Source organism: Phormidesmis sp. 146-20 (genome assembly GCF_052939475.1).
The window spans coordinates 35,704-57,595 of sequence record NZ_JBJPHT010000034.1 but is presented as its reverse complement, the minus strand read 5'-3'; the positions used below and the strand labels follow the sequence as shown (position 1 = coordinate 57,595).

Genomic DNA, 21,892 nt, shown 5'->3' with positions numbered 1-21,892 from the left:
TCGCGTTTACACAGAATAATCTTTTGATTTGCTTATAAAGTATTCATAGACGCAAGATTCTCAGCCATTTCACCAGTACACCTTGTAGAAATACGGAATCCTCTTTGCTAAATTTATTAAATCCACAAGGGGATGATCCGTATAAACCCTGTTAGCCTAAGTGGAAACCTGATAGACACTGTTAACTAATTGCATTTAACTAACTGCATCTAACTAACTGCATCTAACTAACTGCATCTAAGCATAATGGGTAGATTTGACTGGTGAGATTAAGGGACTTGAAGCCATTCTTCTACCAAATCTCTTCTTCTACCAAATCTCTAAGCTGACCCGCGACCCCTGAAAGTTTGAATCCCTCACTTGCCCTCCGTCGTGTTTCTGCTGTCCACGTAAGGTAAATTTCGCGCCAGCGCTGCCGAACTCAGAACCTGGTTACCCTTATAAAATGTTGAACTCCAATTCCGACGATCCCTTTCTGCGGATGGGTGCGATCGAACTCAGTCTCGGACAATCAGAAGAACTGTTTCGAGCCTATGTAGAAGCCGCAAATGACATGGTGTATACCGTGGATCTGTTGGGTAGGCTCACTTACATGAATTCCTATGGGAAAAAACTATTAGGCTGTGAAGACCGAGACGTTGTAGGCTGCCCTTACTTAGAGTTTGTTTCACCTCCGTTTCGCGAAAAAACTGCCAAAGCTTTCGGCAACCTGATGACCACAGGCGAACTCAGAGACTTTGAGTTTGTCCTTCAGCCGCGAGTCGGGGCCGAGATTTATTTAGAAGTGAATGGGCGACTGTTGCACCGCACTGGTGAACTGATTGGCGGCATTGGCATTGGGCGAGATGTCACCGAGCGCAAGCGGATCGAAAAACAACTGCAAATGTTTTCTAGAGCCGTAGAATCTGCCTACGATAGCGCGGTGATCACCGATTTAGACGGTCAAGTTCTCTACGCCAACCCTGCGGCCAGTCGCATCTTTAGCTGGCAGTTAGGCGAGTTGTTGGGCAAAAATTCGGGCGTGTTTTATCCAGAGCGGCGGCAAACTCAGTGGTTGATTCAGCAGGCGATCGCGGGCGGATGGAGCGGTGAAGTGTTGTGCAGTCGTCGCAATGGAGAACGCTTTTCGGCGCTGGTGTCGGTTGGCCCCATCTGTGATGAGCGAGACAACACGACAGCCGTTTCCTTTATCACACGCGACATCACTCAGCAAAAACAAATCGAAGCTGAACTCGCCGCCAAAAACCTGGAGCTAGAGCGAGCCAGCCGCCTCAAGTCTGAATTTTTGGCCAACATGTCTCATGAGTTGCGAACGCCACTGACGGCAATTTTGGGCTTTTCGTCGATTTTGCGGCAACAGATTTTTGGCTCTCTCAATCCCAAACAAGAAATTTACATTCAGCAAATCAATCAGAGCGGTCAACACCTCCTCGGATTGATCAACGATGTGCTGGATCTCTCCAAGGTCGAAGCGGGTCAGATGCGGCTAGAAATTGTGCCGATCGCCCTCAACGAACTCTGTGAAGACACGCTAGGACTGGTCAGCGAACAGGCCCGCAGCCGCAAACTAGAAGTGCATCACTCGATCCAATTAAATTTGCCGCCTTTGATGGCCGATGAGTTGAGAGTGCGTCAGATGTTGCTCAACTTGTTGTCTAATGCGATCAAGTTTTCTGAAGAAGGCGGGCAGATCGGGCTGGATGTCGAAGTGCAGGCGGGTGATATGCAGATCGTCGTCTGGGACAAGGGGATCGGCATTCCTCAAGACAAGCAGCATTTGTTGTTTCAGCCTTTTCAGCAGGTAGATGGCTCCGTTTCGCGCAGACACGAAGGCACGGGGTTGGGGTTGGCTCTCACTCGCAGACTGGCAGAACTGCACTTTGGCACGATCGAGGTTGAGTCTCAAGAGGGTCAGGGCAGCCGATTTACGATCCGATTGCCGCTGAGTCATGGGGCAGTCGATTCGAGGTCAGATTATGGAGCGGCGGATGGACAGGCGACGCAGAGGTTGGGGATTGGGTGAGGGAAGGGATGAGGGAGAACTTCGATGCTCTGTTCCCCTTTTTGGATAATCCGCTTCGCGATGGGGGATGAGGGGTTGCTGCTGGCGGCACGCTCCGCGAGAGGGATGATTTGAGAACTTGGCCGCCCATCCACTCGTCTAGGTGCGTTTAATTTGTCTTCACGGCAGCTATTCCCCGCTTAACTAATGCTGCCGTGTACACCCACGTCGATCGATCTGTCATTGCTGAGGTCCTTCGCCCCCTAAATCCCCCAAAAATGGGGGACTTTGAGCCGTCGTCCTGGCTTTGAACTTTGGAAATCTTTCCTTGGTCAAAGTCCCCCAGACTGGGGGATTTAGGGGGCTGAAGCCGCCTGAAACGAAGCGATAACGACTTGTGTGTACACGGTAGCCTAACTAATGAGGGGTTGGGGGAGGTTGAAGATTTGTCGCATCTACAAATTAAATCGACACTATCTCCCGGCGGCGATCGGCAGTCCCAAAATGTCCTCAATGCGGGGCATCTCTTCTAGCGGAATCACGCGGCCTTCGTCGTCAAATCCTGCGATCTGATCGAAATTGAGGTAGCGATACAAATCATCGGCAAAGGGATTGATCTTCTTCGACACGACTTCCAGATATTCCTCAATGGTGGGAATGTGACCCAACAACGCGCAGGCGGCGGCCAGTTCGGCAGAGCCGAGGTAGACTTGTGCGCCTTTGCCCATGCGGTTATTGAAGTTGCGCGTCGAGGTTGAGAAAACGGTTGTGTTGTCGGCGACTCGTGCTTGATTGCCCATACACAGTGAACATCCGGGCATCTCGGTTCTGGCTCCCGCCGCTCCAAAAATGCCGTAAATGCCTTCTTCTTTAAGCTGCTTTTCGTCCATGCGAGTGGGGGGACAAATCCACAGACGACCCATCACCGGGGGCGCACCCTCTAGCACTTTGGCGGTGGCTCGATAGTGACCAATATTCGTCATGCAGGAGCCGATGAAAATTTCGTCGATTTTGTCTCCAGCGACTTCAGATAGTAGCTTGATGTTATCGGGGTCATTGGGTGCGGCAACGATCGGTTCCTTGATCTGATTCAAATCAATCTCGATGATTTCGGTGTATTCCGCATCGGGGTCGGCTTCGAGTAAGACAGGGTTGGCCAGCCACGCTTCCATTTGGGCGACGCGGCGCATAATCGTTCTGGCATCTTGATAGCCACGGGCGACCATATTGGTTAAGAGGGCAACGTTCGATCGCAGATATTCTGAAACCGTTTCGATGCTGAGTTTGATCGTGCAGCCCGCACAAGAACGCTCGGCGGTGGCATCGGTGAGTTCAAACGCTTGCTCGACTTTAAGATCAGGGAGTCCTTCGATCTCCATAATTTTGCCCGCAAAGATGTTTTGCTTATTTTCTTTGCCCACCGTCAGCAAACCCTTCTGAATCGCCACATAGGGAATCGCATTCACCAAATCTCGCAGCGTGATCCCTGGCTGCATTTCACCTTTGAAGCGCACCAAAACCGATTCGGGCATGTCGAGAGGCATCACGCCGATCGCCGCCGCAAATGCCACCAGTCCCGATCCCGCCGGAAAGGAAATCCCCAACGGAAACCGCGTATGAGAATCGCCGCCCGTCCCCACTGTGTCAGGCATCAGCATCCGATTGAGCCAGGAATGTATGATGCCATCTCCGGGACGCAACGCCACACCGCCTCTGGATGAGATGAAATCAGGCAGTTCGTGATGAGTGGTGATATCGACGGGTTTTGGGTAAGCGGCCGTGTGACAGAAGCTTTGCATGACGAGATCAGCACTGAATCCCAGACAGGCCAATTCTTTTAATTCATCGCGGGTCATGGGGCCAGTCGTATCTTGAGATCCCACTGTTGTCATCGCAGGTTCGCATGACGCTCCGGGACGCACGCCTGGTAAACCACACGCTTTGCCGACCATTTTTTGAGCCAGCGTGAAGCCTTTCCCGGTATCAACAGGCAGTTGGGGGCGCACAAACAAATCGCTGGGAGACAACCCCATTGCCAGCCGAGTTTTGTCAGTGAGCGCACGTCCAATGATTAGAGGAATTCGCCCACCTGCTCGAACTTCATCGGCGATCGCATCCGGCTGCAAACCAAACGTCGCCAACACCGTTCCCGATTCATCAGTCACCTGACCTTTGTAGGGGTGGATTGTGATCACCATGCCCGTTTCCATCTGAGTCACGTCACATTGAATCGGCAAGGCTCCCGAATCTTCTGCTGTATTGAAAAAGATTGGAGCGATCGTCCCGCCCAAAATATATCCACCCGTCCGCTTGTTGGGCACGAAGGGAATATCCTGTCCGATGTGCCACAGCACCGAGTTGATCGCCGACTTGCGCGAAGAACCCGTTCCCACAACATCGCCCACGTAAGCGATCGGGTAGCCCGTTTTCTTTAATTCGACCAGCGTTTGCAGACTGCCAGGTAGCCGCGTTTCGAGCATGGCCAGCGCGTGAAGCGGAATGTCGGGGCGAGTGGTGGCATGAGTCGCAGGAGACAGATCGTCGGTGTTGGTTTCTCCGGGCACTTTGAAGACGACGACTTTGATTTCCTCTGCGAGCGCGGGACGGTGGGTAAACCAGTCGGCATCTGCCCAGGCTTGCAGGACTCGTTTGGCAAACGCATTCGTCTCAGCCAACGTCTGAACATCGTGAAACGCATCAAAAATCAAGAGCGTCTTACTCAAAGCGGCAACGGCTTCATTAGCCAGATCTGCGTCGTCTGAGGACAACAGTTCGATCAGCGAGTGAACGTTATAGCCGCCCATCATCGTGCCCAACAAAAACACGGCCTCTTTGGGAGAAATCAAAGGACTGGCGATCGCCCCTTTTGCAATCCCCGTGAGAAATCCCGCTTTGACATAAGCGGCCTGATCCACGCCCGGAGGAACGCGATCGCGCAGCATGGACAGCAGCGCTTCTTCTTCGCCCGTCGGAGGATTTTTTAACAGGTCACACAGTTCAGAGGTTTGTTGAGCGGTCAACGGCAGCGGAGGAATGCCCAAAGCAGCGCGTTCGGCTACGTGGTGGCGGTAGGATTCAAGCATGTGAAGTTTCTCTTAACGATCGGCATTCAACGATTTTGCGGCGTTCGGTCGATTAGTTCAACTTTATCGAGGAATTTTGCCAGGTTTCGTCTCTTATTTCAGTATGAAGAGTTTCTTTCTGAGTTGACAGGCGTGCCATCGACTCCTAACATCGGGTCTTTGTCAGGAACTATCCGATCGCGATTTATCCCAGTGGTGAGGGTGGCTATGTAGCTGAAATTCCAGCGCTGAAAGGATGTTTGGCTCAAGGCGAAACTTTGCCCGAAACTTTGCCCGAAACTTTGGCAGAACTAGAGATTGCCGCAAAACTTTGGATTGAAACCGCAGAACAATGTGGATAACCCTTGCCAAATGTTGGGGGTGCCATTGAAAAGGTGAAAGCGTTGAGCTACAGGTAGCATTTACAGAACCTTTTCAATAAGTCTTGCCATTGGGGAAGTTGCTTGGCTTTGATTTCTGTAAATTCTGCATCAATGATGTGGCGGGCTTGTTGTTTGTCTTGTACGAAGGATCTTTCAAATCGAATGCCCGATCGCAGGCTTTGTCGTAACGATCGCAGGTTCTGTCGTAACGATCGTAAGTTCTGTCGTAATGATCGTAAGTTCTGTTCTAATGATCGCAGGTTCTGTCGTAACGAATGCGGTTTCTTTGCAAAGCGCCTAACTTTGTTTGGGAGAAAACCAAGAGAGCTTGGAGGCACGATCGCTCAAGAAGTGAGTTAAGAAGACTTTAAGACGAGAACAGACGAAACCCCAGTTTTCACAAAGCTTTCGGCTCAAGAGCAACAAACTTCCTGGGAAAGTTAGTTATTTTGCAACAAGCGGAAATCTATCTCAGGGTATACTTTCTGGAATCGTAATTTTGCTACCGAAAGTCCCTTGTGAGTTAGACATCGTGCAACAAAAAATTAGCTATCTCAAACTCGAACAAGACATCAGCAGACTGACCAGCGCCTTCGCAACCCGCAACACCTGCATCGGCAAAGAAATCATCGCCAACCTGCGAAGCCACCTCACCCTTCGAGATGTCGCCGGAATCGTCCTCGTCAGCCTCGAACGCTTGATCCACACAGACCCCCTCGCCTTCTGTTGGGCGGTCGAAAACACCGTTCCGGGCTACGTGATGCGAGAAATCCGCCGTATTACCTCCATGACTCTCTACAAAAGACTAATCGACAAAGGATTAACTCCCGGAAACGACTTCAGCATGAATGAAAAAGGAGGAGTCCTACTGAACGATCGCGCCAAATTAACCCTATTCAAATAACACCCCTCCAAAGGCTGATAGAAAATCCTTAGCCTGGGCAAATTATAGGTGAGACGCGCTTGTCTTTTGTAGTCTTTACCTAAGAACCATGCTGGATATTACTGTAGCCATCCGTGTTTACAACGGTGCTGCTCGTCTATCGCCAATGCTAGACCGACTGCGATCGCAAATCCAACTCGAATCCGTCAGTTGGGAAGTTTTGATCGTAGACAACAACAGCACCGACAACACGGCGGATGTGGTTCGTGATTACCAAAGCGATTGGCTGCCCCAATGCCAACTCCGATACGTATTTGAACCGCAACAGGGAGCAGCGATCGCCCGCCGTCGAGCTATTCACGAAGCCAACGGGCAGATCATTGCTTTTCTAGACGACGACAATCTGCCCACTCCCAATTGGGTTGCGGCCGCCCACACATTTGCTCAGACTCACCCCAACGCAGGCGCTTACGGAAGCCGCATTCTCCCAGAGTACGAAGTCGAGCCGCCGCAAAACTTTCAGCGCATCTCCCATTACCTGCCCACAATGGAGCGCAAAAAAACCTTTCGCTACGACTCCTACAAAAGAGGCTTACCCGTCGGGGCGGGGTTGGTGATTCGCAAGCAGGTCTGGCTGGATTGGGTGACAGATCAGATCGTTCAGGGCCCCGTCGGCAAAGGCTTTTCGCTCAAAGGTGAAGAGACAGAAGCGCTGTCTTATATTAAGCAGTCCTCCTGGGAAATCTGGTACAACCCGGAGATGACGATCGTTCACAAAATTCCCAGGTGGCGTCTAGAAAGAGATTATTTAGTCAACTTCTTTCGTGTCATCGGACTCAGCCAGCATCGGTTTCGCATGTTGAGATTTCAGCCCTGGCAGCGACCCTTCATGTTTCCCTTACTGCTGCTCAACGACCTTCGCAAGATTGCGCTACATTTCATTCAACATCGCAGCACCCTTAAATCCGACCTTGTTGCTGCCTGTGAAATGGAGTTTTTTGTAGGCAGACTGTTCAGCCCCTTTCATATTTGGAAGAACCTCTACGAAAAGCGGAAACAAGCCCATTCAAGTTGAAGTTCAGGGACAGGGCGCTCTACCGTTTTGCAAGTACTGACATTAAATTAGAACTCCTATGAAGTCACTCGATCTCAGTGTTGCGATTTGTACCTACAACGGTGCCGATCGATTGCCTAAAGTATTAGAACGATTGCGATCGCAAGTCAACACCGAGAACATCGCCTGGGAAATCATTATTGTCGATAACAACAGCAGCGATCGTACTTCAGAAGTCGTTAAAACTTATCAAAAAGATTGGCCTCAGCCCGATTCTATTCACTACCTTTTTGAAGGAAAACAAGGAGCCGCTTTTGCAAGACAGACGGCGATTCAAAATGCAAATAGCTCACTCATCTGTTTGCTGGATGACGATAATCTTCCTGACGAAAATTGGATTTCTGCTGCCTACAAGTTTGCTCAAGAACATCCCAAAGCGGGCGCTTTCAACGGTCAAATTCATGGAGAGTTTGAAGTCGAGCCGCCCGAAGAATTCAAACGACTGTCTACCTATTTAGCGATTATCGAACGTGGTTCAAAACCTCACATATACACACCCAAGCGGCGAGTCCTTCCTCCGACCGCAGGTTTAGTGATTCGTCGAGAAGCCTGGTTAAATGCCGTCCCCCAGCAGCAATTTCTGGTTGGTAGAACGGCTGACTCGATGTTAGCCAGTGAGGATATCGAAGCGGTTGCCCATGTTCAGATGCAAGGTTGGGAGATCTGGTATAACCCTGAAATGCACCTTTATCATCAGATTCCAGAATGGCGCTTGGAGCGAGACTATTTGATCAAGCTAGTGCGCGGGGTAGGATTGGCAAAACATCACATTCGGATGATTCGGCTTAAAGATTGGCAGCGCCCGATCGCTTTCCCGGTGTTTTTAGTCAATGACTTGATCAAACTTACAAGGCACTCCATTCAATATAGAAAAGTCATTAAAACCGACCTGTTTGCCGCTTGCGAATTGGAATTACTTAAAAGCAGCGTAGCCAGCCCCTTCTATTTATGGAACCATCGCTTAAATCTTAAAAGAAATGTAAGTTATGATACTGATTCAACACAATCACGTCCAGGATGAAATTGCTGGCGTTCTCACCTACATCAACTCCATCGCTCCAGAATTTCACAAAAGAGGAATCGAGACACAGGTTATCTCAACCAAAGAGACTTCTGTTCGAGATTGGCTAACTGCGATCGCTCAAGCTGATGTCGTTCATATGAATTCTAATCATTTAGCTTTTGCAATCCTATGTAAACTCTTGGGTAAGAAGATTATCCTCAAATATCACTATCTTTTTTATCTATCAATTCATGATCACTATGAGCCAATGTCTTTATTACAACGGCTCAAAAAAGAATTCATCTACTCATTGCCCAAACGCAACTATCCCCTCAAGTGGAAGCTTCACACCTTTATAAAATTAGCCAGGCTTGTAACTCGATTTTCTACAACCCTGGTCAGCGATCGTCAGGCAGCCTGTAGTCAGTTTCTCGCCGAGTCTCACAGCTTTCCCTGGAAGGTTCACACTTTATATAATCCGATTAATATTCCTAGAAACCAGCCTGAAAAGACGATCGATACTTTCTCTAAACCTTATTCATTTGTTTATGTCGGTCGCTTGTACAACGACAAAGGCGTTGATCTTTTGCTTAAGGCCACTAAAATTCTTCGCACTCAAAATCATCCCTTTAAAGTTTTGATCATTGGTGATGGAAATCAGGCGAAAGACCTGAAAGACCTTGCTGACAAATTAGAAATTTCGGACTGCGTAAAATTCTTAGGCAACTATTCTCAACCGGACATTTTGCCCATTGTGCGATCGTCTCTGGCGCTGATTGCCCCCTCTCGCTGGCAAGAACCCGCAGGCTACGTCACTCTAGAGGCATCCAGCGTTCAGACTTGCTCGATCGTCGCTAACGTGGGCGGTCTACCCGAAATGGCAGGGACAAATAATCTGCTGTTTGAGGCAGAAAACATTCAAGAACTCGCTGCTGCAATGCAAGGATGCTTGGAGAATCCCCAGGCAGCGATCGATCGAGGCAAAAGTGCCTATCGATACGTGAGTGAACGGTTTTCTCCTGTCAGCGTCGTCGATCAATTCCTGATGATTTATCAAGAAATCGGTCAGGCTGCAATCACACAAGATTCAAAAACTTAACGATCCAAAAACTTCAAATTGGTACTCAGACACTCAACTCACAACCCATTCTTTTCCCCTCTTTTCAAGCGGGTTAGGGGCGATCAGAAGGCGTGCAGCTTTATGAAGGATTGGTATCAGTTCAGATTGTATTAAATTCAAGAATCGCTATAATCCTCTCAGTGCTAGAGAAGAATATATGCGGCCCCTTCGGATTCTTTTACAGACGACGATTCCCACGACAGCAGACGACTGGAGCATTGCCCGATTCTCTTTGCTGCACCAGTATTTAGAATCGCTTACTGATAATGGCAATCCTCTCTGCGAAGTCGTGTCTCGCGATCGTGAATCTGACTCCCAGGGCGACGATCCCATTTTGAGTACGCTGGAGCGCTCACCCTTTGACCAACTCTGGCTCTTCGCGGTCGATGTCGGCGATGGCATTACCGAAAAAGATTGTGCTGGAATTACTGCGTTTCGGCAACGGGGCGGCGGCATTCTGGCAACGAGAGATCACATGGATTTAGGCTGCTCGATCTGCTCGCTGGCTGGCATCGGCGCAACCCACTTCTTTCACAGCAAAAATCCTGATCCGGACGCAACTCGCCATTGTATTGACGATCCTTACACCACCTATATCTCTTACCCCAACTACCACTCAGGACGCAACGGCGATTATCAGGCGATTACCCGCTTATCCCCCGTTCACGATCTCCTTCAAAATCCCCAATCTTCCTCTGGATACATTGACTTCTTTCCGGCCCACCCCCACGAAGGAGCCGTTGGCGTAACTGCCCAGACTCCCAACGCACAGGTGATCGCTACTGGGAAAAGCTTAGTGACCGGGCGCGAGTTTAATCTAGCAGTTGCCTTAGAGCGTGAGATAGATGAACTGGGCAATCATTTGGGACGAGCGATCGCTCAATCCACCTTTCATCACTTCTGCGACTACAACTGGGATACTCAAATGGGCTGTCCTAGCTTTGTCGATGAGCTACCCGGCAATACGATGAGCGAACCGAGAGCGATCGCCGACATTCATGCCTACGTGCGAAATCTGGTACTCTGGCTGGCACCGGATAGCAGTCTGTTTGGCTAGTTAAAGATTCTAAACGCAGAAACCAGAAGGTCTACCCGCTTCTAATTCATCAATGCGCTTTATTTAGAGCAGGCAGTCACGGTACTTAAAGCGTGTGACTGTAAAACAATGGAGAAAAGTTTGGTATCAGAGCAAAGCTTTGCAATCTGTCTCTTGAGAGCGCCCTCCGACAAGGCGGCTCACAGCACGCATCGTTTAAGTTCAGATACTCGTTTAGATTCAAGTACGGAGTCAGTTGGTTCTCGGATGAACGCCCCACACACCAGCTTCTTTCCACATCAGAACAAAGCAAGAGATCGAGGCCGCCCATGCAGCGAGAAGTGAAGCTACGGCATCTGTGGGCCAGGCTCTAGACCCCATTGATGCTTGAGGAAGTGACGATACATGGTTTCGCGCATCAACATTTGCTCGTACAGCTTGACGAGGAAGTCTTGGGCTTGTTCGCGGCTCATCTTCTCGACTTGCGTTTCAAACGATCGAATGTTGAATCTTTGTTCCAGCGACAGTTCTACGGGTTGGTTCATGACAGGCTCCAATGTAAGAGAGTAGGTTGATCAGAGAATCTTTGACTTGGGATTGTCAAGGGTAGATTCTCGACGAACTCAGTTGATTCCTCAAAGATACCCAAATCAGAAAGCGAATCACTAATCCGTTATTACAAAAGATAACAAGTGTTTGACAAAGTGACCATACTCCACTTGGCTGAGTTTTGGGAGGATAACCGTACACCTTGAGTCAGGTAAGCAAGCAAAAGGCAGTCTTAGCTCCCTTCGATGTGGCAAAACATGAATAGGAAAAGTGGACGCACGCATTGCTGAAAAGCTTACTCCACAAAGGCTTTGTCAAATTGAATTCACGAAAGTCAATCGTCAATTGCCCACAAAATCAAGCAACAACAAGAACTTACCTTGCCTGTTGCTCTGCGTCTGTGTTGATTGAGTCATTCTTTGTCGCTACGGCTCAGACCATCGATCGTCACGATCACCACGGTAATATTGTCTCGTCCACCGTGATCTTTGGCCGCATTGATCAGAGCCGCCGCCGCCTTCTCACAAGCCCGAATCGATTTAAGCTGATTGGCAATCAACTGGTCAGAAAGCTCCTCGGTCAGTCCATCACTACAGAGTAGGAGACGATCGCCCGGCTGCACCGCTAAAGATCCGATCTCAATCTGGCGCAAATCTTCTCGACCCAGACATTGGGCTAAGACGTGTCTCAACGGATGGCTTCTCGCTTGATCCGGCGTAATCTCACCCAGACGCATCGCCCGTGCCACCCAGGTGTGATCTTCTGTGATTTGTTCTAGCTTTGCGCCCCGCAGACGATATAGCCGCGAATCTCCAATATGGGCGCATATCGGCTGGTCATCTCGAAAAATAACGACCACCGCCGTCGTCCCCATGTCCGATCGCTCTGGGTTTTGCCGCTGGTCTTCAAGAATGGCGTAGTTGGCCTCCAGCAGGGCTTTTTCTAGAAGATCTTGAGAGGAGGTTGTCGAAGTCCAGTGAGTGTCTAGATAAGCTCGAATCGCTTCAGTAGCTAGACGGCTCGCTTCTTGCCCACCTGCATGACCCCCCATCCCATCTGCCACCACAAAAAAGTGCCCCGCTGGGTCAATGTAGTAAGCATCTTGGTTAACAGACCGAACGAGGCCCGTATCCGTCATCCCTGTAAAAAGGAGTTTCATAGCGAGGAGAAGGGTGGAAAGACTTGGGAGCTAAGGCAGACGCTCGTAGCGATCGAGCCGGACGAGTAGCCGAATCAAAACGATCGCGCTTACAACCGCCGCCCCTGCCATCGCCGCCGCGATCCACGGGAAGTTGTTAACAAATAAAATCGTAGACGACAATGTAAAGGCGCAGGTCAGCAGGGTGTAGTTTGTCCCCATATTAACCCCACTCATCCGCCGCAGAATGCGATCGGTCTCTGTAGAGCGAACCCGCACTCGAATATCGCCCCGCTCTAGCTTATCGAGGGTGTCTTCGATGCGACGGGGCAGCCCAAAGGCAGTGTTGCCCACCTGTACCGCTTGCCGACTTAATTCATTAAGCAAACTTCCCGCTTCGGATGAAGAGTTTCCATTCGTCATAAGCTGCATTGCAAACGGTTTTGCAACCTCCATAAAGTTAAAGTCTGGGTCGAGACCTTTGCCAACCCCTTCTAGAGTCGAGAAAGCTCGCATCACAAAGGTAAAGGTAGCCGGAAATCGAAAGGGTTGGCCGTAGGCGATCTCATACAAATCGTCGCTAATGGCGCTAACGGACTGATCCTCAAAGGGCTTGTCCATGAAGTTGTCTAACATGAACTGCACCGATCGCCGCACCGGCCCCATGTCATCGGTCGGAGCCAAAGCACCCAAGGCAATTAAGGATTCAACGACGCGATCGGCATCCTTCTGAGCAATGCCAAAAAAGGTGTCAAGCAGTTTCTCACGAGTAATGGCTTTGACCTGCCCCATCATGCCAAAATCGTAGAAAATTAGCTCTCCTTCGGCGCTGACTGCAATATTGCCAGGGTGCGGGTCGGCGTGAAAGAACCCATTGTCAAGAAGTTGATGCAGGTAGGCTTCTGCGCCCAGATTGGCCAAACGCTTGCGATCGAGTCCTGCCGCTTCTAGCGCCTCATAGTGACTGATCTTGATCCCCGGCAGATATTCCAGGGTCAGCACTCGTGGAGAAGCGTAGCGCCAGTAGACTCTGGGCACCTTTACCCAATCCAGTCCTCTAAAGTTGCGGCGGAAGGTATCGGCGTTGCGGCCTTCGTTGAGATAGTCAATCTCTTCCCAGAGAATCCGGCAGCATTCTTCATAAATGCCAATCCAGTCGCGTCCGCGTCCCCATTCGGGATGGCTTTGAAAATAGCGCGTGATCCCCTTGAGAATGGCCAGGTCGATCTCAAACAGTCGTCTCAAACCGGGACGCTGAATTTTGACAACAACTTCTTCACCCGAATAGAGTTGAGCGCGATGAACCTGCCCTAAACTGGCGGCAGCAAGGGGAATCGGATCAAAACTGCGGTAGAGTTCGGCGATCGACTTGCCCAAATCCTGCTCAACGATTGTCTCGACCTGTTCGTAGCTAAAAGCAGGAACGCGATCTTGAAGTTTCGACAATTCTTCGACAAACTCTACGGCAAAAAGGTCGGCCCGAGTCGAAAAAAGTTGACCAATTTTGATAAAAGTCGGCCCCAGATCAAGCAGCGTTTCGCGAATCCAAGCGGCCAGCGATCGCCGCCTTGCTGCTTTTTTTGCATCCGAGATGCCGCCCTGGTAGCTCCAAGACTTGTTGTAAAGCCACCTTGCGCCCAACAGCTTGAGGACAAATGCCCAAATATCAATAAAGCGCCCTTGTTTTGAGTAGCGTTCTCGACTCCAGCGATAGGCTTTGGCTTTGTGAGGCTTGGCGATCGCTTTGCGAGAAGGGGTAGCAAGCAGACTTTCTGAGGGAGCGTGACCAAGAGGCAGTTCTTCTAGAGAATCGTCGCTTTCGTGGGTCATGTGAGAAGGCAGTGTTTTAGATACACCATTGCTTGCCCCACCCGGATCGAGGGACAATTTTTGCCACACTTGTAGTTCAGCACCTGTCACTGGCTCCGCGGGGTGCTGGGGCGTGCTGGAGTCATTCGGAGAAACAGACACTCGACCTTCCAACTAACTTTGGTTTAATTATCGGCTATTGATGTAGAAATGTTGCTTAAATTGCTAAACAGAACGACTGCGATAGCGCTGTAACTCTGAGCGTAACTCAGCAATTTCGGCTCGAAGGTCGTCGATCGTCGCCTGCAAATCAGTGGGAGCATCGACTCGGACAATCGTAGAGGTCTGCGATCGTTGAGCCATTTCTGCTTCGCGGTTGGCTCGTTCGGTGACTTGATCGACAAAGGTTCGCAAGTTTTCTCGCTGTTCGGCATCAAATTTGCCCAATTCGCTCAGGGCATTTGTGACCCCCGCTTCAAGCTGTTCATAGGCGATTTCAGCGATCGCTCGACCGACAAAAAAGGCGTGAATCAAAGGACTACTCATGGGGTTTTTCATACGCACACTGCCCTGAATTATAGCTTGCCTGAACTCAGGAGTGGGGGTAGCGAGAAACTGCTAATTGAGCTAATGCTAGTTTTCCAAATCCATGCGACCAAAGCCGCAAGAGATTGCTGACTCATCGAATTTGGCTACATTCCTCACACAAATTGAATGAAAGGAATGGGTTCCTGAATCTCAAGTTCTCATTCTTTAGGCGGGACGGGAGCAGTATCACGAGTGCTGCCTCCGATCGGTTGCTTGTTGACAGGGGGCGGCTCCGGCGCGGCGCTAGGAGGTTCGGGAGCGGGAGGTTCGGGGGCTTGATTGGGAGCAGGCGCAACGGGAGCGGGGGGTGCAGGAACCGGATCAGGCTTGACGATCGGGGGAGCTACCTCAACAGGGTCTTTGGCGCGAGGGGTGGCAGGACGAGGCTCAACAGGTTTGGGCGGAGCGGGTTCGAGGTAGGTATCAGCAGGAGGAGCGTTTTTATAGTCTGAGCCGCTAGGAATCGAAGTTTCTGACGGACGTGCATTGACGGCGTTGCGGGTGGAGGCTCCGGTGACAGGCTTCTCGACTGGAATCTCTGACAAGTCTTCTGCATTTGGCGTGCCTTTCCAGTCCTTTGACGGAAAAGACTGTTCGGGGTGAAAGAGGCTGGCACCGGGGGCTTGGGCGGCACTAAAGCGTAAAACTAGCCCAAAACATACGCCGATCGCAGCCGCCGCTACACTGGTGAGTCCAAGAATTTTGGGCAGGCGGGGGGGTAAGACAGCGGGAACCGGGGCGAGTTTTTTGGCGGCAGACACAGCGGTTGCATTCACGGTAGAAGGGGGCTGTGTGATGGCGGCGGGCACGATCGGCAAAGCGGCTCCCTTACCGTTGTCGGTGGATGGCTTTGGCGGGACTGGCGAAATCGCGACTTGAGCAATCGGGACGGCAGCATTGGCTGAGTGTCCGTTGCTAAAAACGGGAGGCGGCGGTGGGGCGGCAGCAGTTGGTGGGGCGACCAGCGGCAATGATTCTCTCGGTAGGAGGCGCAGCCAGTCAGCGATCGTCTGAGGGCGCACATTTTTGTCGTTAGAAAGACCCCGCAAAATCGCTTGCTTGATAGCAGGATTCCAGAGTTGTCCGTCAAATTGCAGGGGCTGACTGGGCGGACGGGCGGTTAGTAAGTAATAAAAGAGGGCGACGAGGGCGTAGAGGTCGATCGCAAATCGATTGTCACCGAGCCAAGAGGCATCCGGCGGGGCGAATGAGTTAAGGTCGGCGGCGGAGTTTTGTGAGGGGGTCACAGAGGTTGCTAGGTCGTGAGCAATCCCAAATCCAACCAAAACGGCGAGATTAGTTCCTTGTCGGCGAATTACTGTTTGAGGCTTGAGGTTGCGGTGAATCAGTCCGTTGTGGTGAGCGACTGCCAGAGCCGCCCCGATTTGCCGAATAAAATAGACGGCTTGAGCTTCGGTGAGTGCGCCTTTGACCTGGATGATTTCGGCCAGGGTTCTTCCGGGCACCTGATCCATGACGATAAAGGGCAGATTTTCTTCTTGAAAAAAGTCGAGAACCCGGACGATGCTAGGGTGCTGACTTCTCGCTAAAAGGCGGGTTTCTTCGACAAAGCGCTGGTGCAGGTGAGGAAAGCTACGGGTAATTTGCAGGCTGGGGTCGATCGTCTTGACAACTACTGTTTGATTTAAATAGGTCTGGGTAGCTAGATAAGTGATGCCAAAATCTTGATTGCCCAACGCCTGATTGAGCAGATATTTTCCGCCCTGGAGAGTGATTCCCGCTTTAAGTTCCATCGCTGTCTCTCTGCACAGTTCAAACCATGCTACCCCTTTCGGGCAGATTTACCTAGAATCAGGAACTAGGAATTTTTCAGCAATTTGGCAGAGGATGGTGTTGGGCTAGATACGCTTCTGTCTGAGAGCGATCTCTTTGAGTTACCCGCAAGGGGTCGCTCAATTCTCCATCCAGCGTAGCCGCCCACAAATCGTCCAAAATTTGCTTAAACTGAGGGCCAGGTTTGTATCCCAACCGTTGCAAATCCTTCCCGTCGATCGCGGGTTTCACCGTTGACCAGACCGTGACGTAGCGCCAAATTTGTCTGCGAATCGGTTCCTTCGGAGTTGCGCCTTGCGCTAATCGTGCACTCTTGACCGCCACTAAAACGAGCATCGGCAGATCATAAGGTTTGAGCAGTCGAGCGATTTGACTGGGACGATGACAGTGAGGCAGATTCTCGTCTAGGTGATGTTGAACCGTCTCTAACCGGGAGAGGCGATCGCGGCTATCACTCGCGAGTTGCAGATTTTGGGCGACCGGAAGGCGATCTGCGGGATCAAGCTGCGCGATCAAAACTTCTAGCCGCAGTTGCCAGGGGGTGAGGGTCTGCAAACGATCGCAGGCAATTAGCTTTTCTACAAATCGCAGTTGCCAACTCAGGGCTTGATCGAATTTCAGATTGGGATGAATGCAGCGCAAGGCTTGCAGGTCGTCTAACTTCTGTAGAGCTGCCTTCCAGTAAGGGGCTTGCAGACTGTATTTGAGTTCTGATTTGAGGCGAGTTTGCAAAGCGGGCGCGTTGACCCGTCCGGCGACTTTTTGAATCTGTTCGTAAATACCACTGGCGATCGCGTGACGAATGTAGCCTTCGGTCTGTGGCTCGATCTCAAACCCCAACCGCACCGCAAACCGGACTGCCCGATAAATGCGCGTCGGATCTTCGATAAAGCTGTTGGTGTGGAGGACACGAATCTGTTTTGTTTGCAAATCGAGAACGCCGCCAAAAAAATCCAACAGATCGCCAGAGCGCGGATTCGTCAATCTCAAGGCCAGCGCATTAATGGTGAAATCTCGACGATACAAATCCTGCCGAATCGAACTCGCCTCTACTTCTGGATTAGCTGCCGGGTAGGGATAAAACTCCGTCCGAGCCGTGGCGATGTCAATCCACAGCGAATCGAAACCAGGATCTTTGTGCCACAGCAGCGCTGCTGTTTGAAACTTGCCATGCACCTCCAGACGAGCGTTGGGATAAAGCGTTTGCAACGATCGCGCTAATTCCACACCTGCGCCCACATCGGTCGATCGATGGTAGCCATCCACCACCAGATCAATGTCCGTAATCATCACATCCGAATCGGCTAACAACAGATCGCGCACCGCACCCCCCACTAGATAAAGGTGCCAGCCTCGCAGTTCGGCTTGTTGGGCGGCGATCGTCAAGATTCTCCGGAGATTTTCAGGAAGTCGATCGAGGGTTGGAGGGTTAACTTTTGAGATTTGAGTGAACGGCTCCTTGGTTCTGCTCTGCTCCCCGGTTTCTTGTTGATGAATCTGTCTCAGCACATCCGTTCGCGTCACAATGCCCACTAGTTGACCTTCGTCCAAAACGGGAAGCCTCCCGATGTCATAGGTGACCATCAGAGATTCGATTTCGGGGAGGCGTGTGTCGGGCGCGATCGTCTTCAAATTCGTCGCCATATAGCCCTTAACTGGAGCGTGACTAAACCCATGATGTAGGGCAATGTCCAGATCGCGACGCGACACAATGCCGACAAGCCGATCTTGAGAATCCACCACCGACAAGCCAGAATGCCCATAGCGCAGCAAAATTCTTTGAGCTTCGGCGATCGTCGTCTCAGGGCGAATTGTGCGAACCGGAGCCGACATCAACTCACGGGCGATCGGCGGCTGGGGAATCTGAGCGCTCAAGGCAGTAACCAACTGTGCCAAAAGGTCTGGATCGCCGTCTCGCACCGTGACCGCTGCCGCTTGAGAATGCCCGCCGCCCCCCCAAGGTTTGAATAGCGCATTGAGATGGGTGCCTGGGATGCGCGATCGCCCAATCACGGTCAAAACATTGGCCTCCGACTGATTTGCCCCGCGACAGTATTGGTGGGCCAACAGCAGCGCATCACTTTCAGTCATGTCAATCAATCGAGACGCAAGGCTAGACAGTCCTGGCACATAATCCTCCGTTTTTAACAGCACCCATGAGACGGTATAGCCCTCCATGACTTCTGACTGCAAGGTGTCTAAAGCTTGACTGAGCAGCATTTGCAGAGTGGGAGAAAGTCCAGGATCGACGTAATGGGCGATCGTTCGCAAATTTGCCCCCTGCGTCATCAACCACGCCAACGCCGTCGCATCTCGTGCAGTCGTCTGCTCAAACGTCAGCGATCCCGTATCGACGTGAATACCCAGCGCCATGACGGTGGCTTCTACAGCATTGAGTGAAACTTGCGCTGACTGGAGTTTTTCTACAATCAACGTCGTCGTCGCCCCAACCGATTCCACACAAAGCTGATGAGTGGGAATGTCACAATCTGCTGCTGAATGATGGTCATAGATTGCGATCGTCAGATTGGGCAGATCAAACCATTCCGCCATTTTGCCGAAGCGATCGCGCCGTTGAGCATCCACCAAAGAGAGGGCATGAATGGTATCGGAAGCAATCGATCGCCGCTCAATCAAAGCAAACTCATCGCGATGCAGCGCCAAAAAATCTCGCACCGTCGGATGGGCACCCCCCGCCAAAACGATCCGCGATCCCGGTAAGAGACGAGTCAGCCCTACGGCCGCCCCCAGCGTGTCAAAATCTGCCGTCGTATGGCATAGAATCAGGTGCATTTTTCTGATAGGTTACTTTCATGGGCTGGTGATAAGTGCAGTCTATCTGCCGCCAAAGCTGGGTTTATTTATTTGCTGAGTTTGGGAGAAAAAAGATGTCAATTTTGTTTCAGATTGCCTTAGCTGCTCTCGTTATCTTCTCATTTGTCATGGTGGTCGCAGTGCCCGTTGCCTACGCTTCCCCTCGCAATTGGGATCAGTCAAAGCGGTTATTGCTTTTGGGGTCGGGACTTTGGATTATTTTGGTTTTTGCCGTAGGCGCACTCAATTTCCTGGTTGCTTAAATTTCAAGTCACCTCTCAAAATGTGCTGAATGATGAACACAGGCGTTGCAATTCAAACGCTATCTTTTGTTGCAAAACAAGTTAAGACCTGATTCGTCATTCAGCCACCCCAAAGTTATCTTTCTTAAGTTGATTATGAACGTTTAGAGTTGCGAATTGTTTTCTCTGATACCCAGAAAACCCATCTCAACCATAAAACCTACATAAATTCACTAAATTAGCTCTGTTCAAAAGTTGACGATGCCGCTAGATTAAGTGGATATCCGGAAGAACTCATCTTTTGGATGAAATGCGGTTCATAAAGAATAGATTCAAAGATGCTTTTAAAAGCGTTTTTGAGACTCACTCTGAGATCGTAGCTGTGAATCATTGATACTTAGATTGAAACAATGACATTATTTGAAGGATCGTTTGCTCATTCCGATAGTTTCCGATTTGCGATCGTGATCGGCCGATTTAACGACATGATCACCAACAAACTTTTAGAAGGCTGTCAAGACTGCCTCAAGCGTCACGGCGTAAACGTCGATCTTGACTCTCAAGGAACTCAGGTCGATTATGCCTGGGTGCCCGGTTGTTTTGAGTTGCCCCTTGTCGCCCGACAGTTGGCGCTCTCTAGTCGCTACGATGCCATCATCTGTCTAGGAGCCGTGATTCGCGGTCAGACGCCTCACTTTGACTACGTATCCTCCGAAGTTTCTAAAGGCATTGCGGCAGTTGGGTTTCAGACCGGAGTCCCTGTAATTTTTGGGGTGATCACTGCTGACACGATGCAGCAGGCCTTAGAGCGGGCAGGCATCAAGAGCAATCACGGCTGGGGCTATGGGATGAATGCCCTAGAGATGGCCAGCCTGATGCGACAAATCAAAGGCAGCACATCACACTTTACTAATGGAGCGCTTTCTCCAGCAGCTCACCATACGCTTTCTGCCTCAATGCACAGTGCCGTTGCCGAAGCGTCTGAGTAGCGTAAGACTCCTAAAGCTTTATCCTGACTCAGTGTTGCCCCCACTGGGTTTGTAGAGAGGTCGATCGCCTTTAGTAGTTACGACCCTGGGATTAAATTCCAGGTTTCAAATTGTCTTGAAGAGTTGCTACCAATTTTGTGCTATAAATCTACAGTAATCTCATCTAAAAACCGGAGATTAAAGGTTGATGAGAAGCTCAAAGTTCTTGGACTCTCTCCGTAAGTCCTGAATGCGATTAACTTTCCTCATCCCTCACCGTTCTTAAGAGGTTTCTTGTCGTGGGCATTGTAGTCGAAGACGTATCTAAACAGTTTGGCAGCTTTCAGGCACTCGATCGCGTCAATCTAGAAATCAAAAGTGGCTCTCTGGTCGCGCTGCTGGGCCCGTCTGGATCAGGAAAATCGACGTTGTTGAGGCTGATTGCAGGGCTAGAAAACGCCGATGTGGGCAAGATCTGGCTGACGGGAGAAGATGCCACCGATCGCAGCGTACAAGATCGCAACATCGGATTTGTCTTTCAGCACTATGCCTTGTTCAAACATTTGACGGTGCGGCAAAATATTGCCTTTGGAATGGAGATTCGCAAAACTGAGAAAGGGAAGGTCAAAAAGCGCGTCGAAGAACTGCTGGATCTGGTGCAACTGGGCGGACTGGGCGATCGCTATCCGTCTCAACTTTCAGGAGGGCAGCGCCAACGGGTGGCCCTGGCTCGTGCCCTGGCGGTTGAGCCTAAAGTATTACTGCTAGATGAGCCGTTTGGGGCGTTGGATGCCAAAGTCCGCAAAGATTTGAGAGCGTGGCTGCGTCGTCTGCATGATGAAGTCCATGTCACGACCGTTTTTGTGACTCACGATCAGGAAGAAGCGATGGAAGTCGCCGATGAAATTGTCGTGATGAACAAGGGCAAAATCGAGCAAATTGGCACGCCCGCCCAAATCTACGACCATCCGGCAACCGCCTTTGTGATGAGCTTTATTGGCCCGGTGAATGTGTTGCCCAGTTCGTCTCATCTGTTTCAAAACAATGGCTTTGACTCAGCCAATCCTGAGATGTTTTTGCGGCCGCACGATATTTTGGTAGAAACCTCGCCCAATGGCAGCACTGTCGCTGCTAGAGTGACTCGCCTGATTCATCTAGGTTGGGAAATTCAAGCAGAACTGACCCTCGACGACGGACAGGTGATGACCGCCCATCTGACCCGCGATCGCTTCGACGAATTAAAGCTAGAACCGGATCAGCGTGTCTATATCAAGCCCAAGGATGCCAAGTCTTTTCCGCTCTACTATTCAATCTGATACTGTTCAATCTGATACTGTTCAATCTGAGTCGTTCAAAGATTCCAGAATCCTGCCTCAGAGTTGACTCA

At 50.7% G+C, this 21,892-nt stretch carries 17 protein-coding genes; 10 read left to right on the top strand and 7 right to left on the bottom strand.

The features are described 5' to 3' along the window. The first annotated feature begins 445 nt into the window (after nucleotides 1-445). Nucleotides 446-2,023 carry a PAS domain-containing sensor histidine kinase gene (locus ACKFKH_RS22490; RefSeq protein ID WP_446860593.1) on the top strand — a complete coding sequence of 526 codons (1,578 nt, stop codon included), beginning with the start codon at nucleotides 446-448 and terminating at the stop codon, nucleotides 2,021-2,023. Between the two features lie 452 nt (nucleotides 2,024-2,475). Here ACKFKH_RS22490 and acnB read toward each other — a convergent pair whose 3' ends face one another. Further along, a complete protein-coding gene (acnB, locus tag ACKFKH_RS22485; RefSeq protein ID WP_446860592.1) occupies nucleotides 2,476-5,085 on the bottom strand; it encodes a bifunctional aconitate hydratase 2/2-methylisocitrate dehydratase in 2,610 nt (869 codons plus the stop codon). Between acnB and ACKFKH_RS22480 the strand changes: the two genes are divergently transcribed. From ACKFKH_RS22480 to ACKFKH_RS22455, 6 genes are all read left to right on the top strand, one after another. After that, nucleotides 5,086-5,298, top strand: a complete 213-nt coding sequence (locus ACKFKH_RS22480; protein WP_446860591.1) for a hypothetical protein — start codon at nucleotides 5,086-5,088, stop codon at nucleotides 5,296-5,298. 681 nt (nucleotides 5,299-5,979) lie between these two features. Beyond that, the gene (locus ACKFKH_RS22475) at nucleotides 5,980-6,351 is read left to right on the top strand and encodes a hypothetical protein (protein WP_446860590.1); all 372 of its coding nucleotides are present in this window, start codon (nucleotides 5,980-5,982) and stop codon (nucleotides 6,349-6,351) included. An 88-nt stretch (nucleotides 6,352-6,439) separates the two neighbouring features. Further along, nucleotides 6,440-7,405, top strand: a complete 966-nt coding sequence (hpsE, locus tag ACKFKH_RS22470) for a hormogonium polysaccharide biosynthesis glycosyltransferase HpsE (RefSeq protein WP_446860589.1) — start codon at nucleotides 6,440-6,442, stop codon at nucleotides 7,403-7,405. A 58-nt stretch (nucleotides 7,406-7,463) separates the two neighbouring features. After that, the gene (gene hpsE, locus ACKFKH_RS22465; RefSeq protein WP_446860588.1) at nucleotides 7,464-8,465 is read left to right on the top strand and encodes a hormogonium polysaccharide biosynthesis glycosyltransferase HpsE; all 1,002 of its coding nucleotides are present in this window, start codon (nucleotides 7,464-7,466) and stop codon (nucleotides 8,463-8,465) included. Next, the gene (locus ACKFKH_RS22460; protein ID WP_446860587.1) at nucleotides 8,431-9,546 is read left to right on the top strand and encodes a glycosyltransferase family 4 protein; all 1,116 of its coding nucleotides are present in this window, start codon (nucleotides 8,431-8,433) and stop codon (nucleotides 9,544-9,546) included. Before hpsE (ACKFKH_RS22465) ends, ACKFKH_RS22460 begins: the two co-directional genes overlap by 35 nt. 178 nt (nucleotides 9,547-9,724) lie before the next feature. Further along, on the top strand, nucleotides 9,725-10,624 hold the full coding sequence (locus tag ACKFKH_RS22455) for a hypothetical protein (protein WP_446860586.1): 900 nt from the start codon (nucleotides 9,725-9,727) through the stop codon (nucleotides 10,622-10,624). A gap of 326 nt (nucleotides 10,625-10,950) precedes the next feature. Here ACKFKH_RS22455 and ACKFKH_RS22450 read toward each other — a convergent pair whose 3' ends face one another. The 6 genes from ACKFKH_RS22450 to ACKFKH_RS22425 form a co-directional block, all read right to left on the bottom strand. After that, nucleotides 10,951-11,148, bottom strand: a complete 198-nt coding sequence (locus tag ACKFKH_RS22450) for an NblA/ycf18 family protein (RefSeq protein ID WP_446860585.1) — start codon at nucleotides 11,146-11,148, stop codon at nucleotides 10,951-10,953. 416 nt (nucleotides 11,149-11,564) lie between these two features. Next, complete coding sequence (locus ACKFKH_RS22445; RefSeq protein ID WP_446860584.1) at nucleotides 11,565-12,311, bottom strand: Stp1/IreP family PP2C-type Ser/Thr phosphatase; 747 nt, start codon at nucleotides 12,309-12,311, stop codon at nucleotides 11,565-11,567. A gap of 30 nt (nucleotides 12,312-12,341) precedes the next feature. Next, complete coding sequence (locus ACKFKH_RS22440) at nucleotides 12,342-14,261, bottom strand: ABC1 kinase family protein (protein ID WP_446860583.1); 1,920 nt, start codon at nucleotides 14,259-14,261, stop codon at nucleotides 12,342-12,344. A gap of 63 nt (nucleotides 14,262-14,324) precedes the next feature. Further along, complete coding sequence (locus ACKFKH_RS22435) at nucleotides 14,325-14,645, bottom strand: DUF6825 family protein (RefSeq protein WP_446860582.1); 321 nt, start codon at nucleotides 14,643-14,645, stop codon at nucleotides 14,325-14,327. 200 nt (nucleotides 14,646-14,845) lie between these two features. After that, on the bottom strand, nucleotides 14,846-16,441 hold the full coding sequence (locus tag ACKFKH_RS22430) for a serine/threonine protein kinase (RefSeq protein ID WP_446860581.1): 1,596 nt from the start codon (nucleotides 16,439-16,441) through the stop codon (nucleotides 14,846-14,848). Between the two features lie 76 nt (nucleotides 16,442-16,517). After that, nucleotides 16,518-19,274 (bottom strand): CBS domain-containing protein, encoded by a 2,757-nt coding sequence (locus ACKFKH_RS22425; RefSeq protein ID WP_446860580.1) that lies wholly within the window; start codon nucleotides 19,272-19,274, stop codon nucleotides 16,518-16,520. Nucleotides 19,275-19,369: 95 nt separating this feature from the next. Between ACKFKH_RS22425 and psbZ the strand changes: the two genes are divergently transcribed. From psbZ to ACKFKH_RS22410, 3 genes are all read left to right on the top strand, one after another. Further along, nucleotides 19,370-19,558, top strand: coding sequence for a photosystem II reaction center protein PsbZ (gene psbZ, locus ACKFKH_RS22420; protein WP_446860579.1), 189 nt, complete (start codon nucleotides 19,370-19,372; stop codon nucleotides 19,556-19,558). 389 nt (nucleotides 19,559-19,947) lie between these two features. After that, the gene (gene ribH / locus ACKFKH_RS22415) at nucleotides 19,948-20,526 is read left to right on the top strand and encodes a 6,7-dimethyl-8-ribityllumazine synthase (RefSeq protein ID WP_446860578.1); all 579 of its coding nucleotides are present in this window, start codon (nucleotides 19,948-19,950) and stop codon (nucleotides 20,524-20,526) included. A gap of 278 nt (nucleotides 20,527-20,804) precedes the next feature. Next, a complete protein-coding gene (locus ACKFKH_RS22410) occupies nucleotides 20,805-21,821 on the top strand; it encodes a sulfate/molybdate ABC transporter ATP-binding protein (RefSeq protein ID WP_446860577.1) in 1,017 nt (338 codons plus the stop codon). The last annotated feature ends 71 nt before the right edge of the window (nucleotides 21,822-21,892 follow it).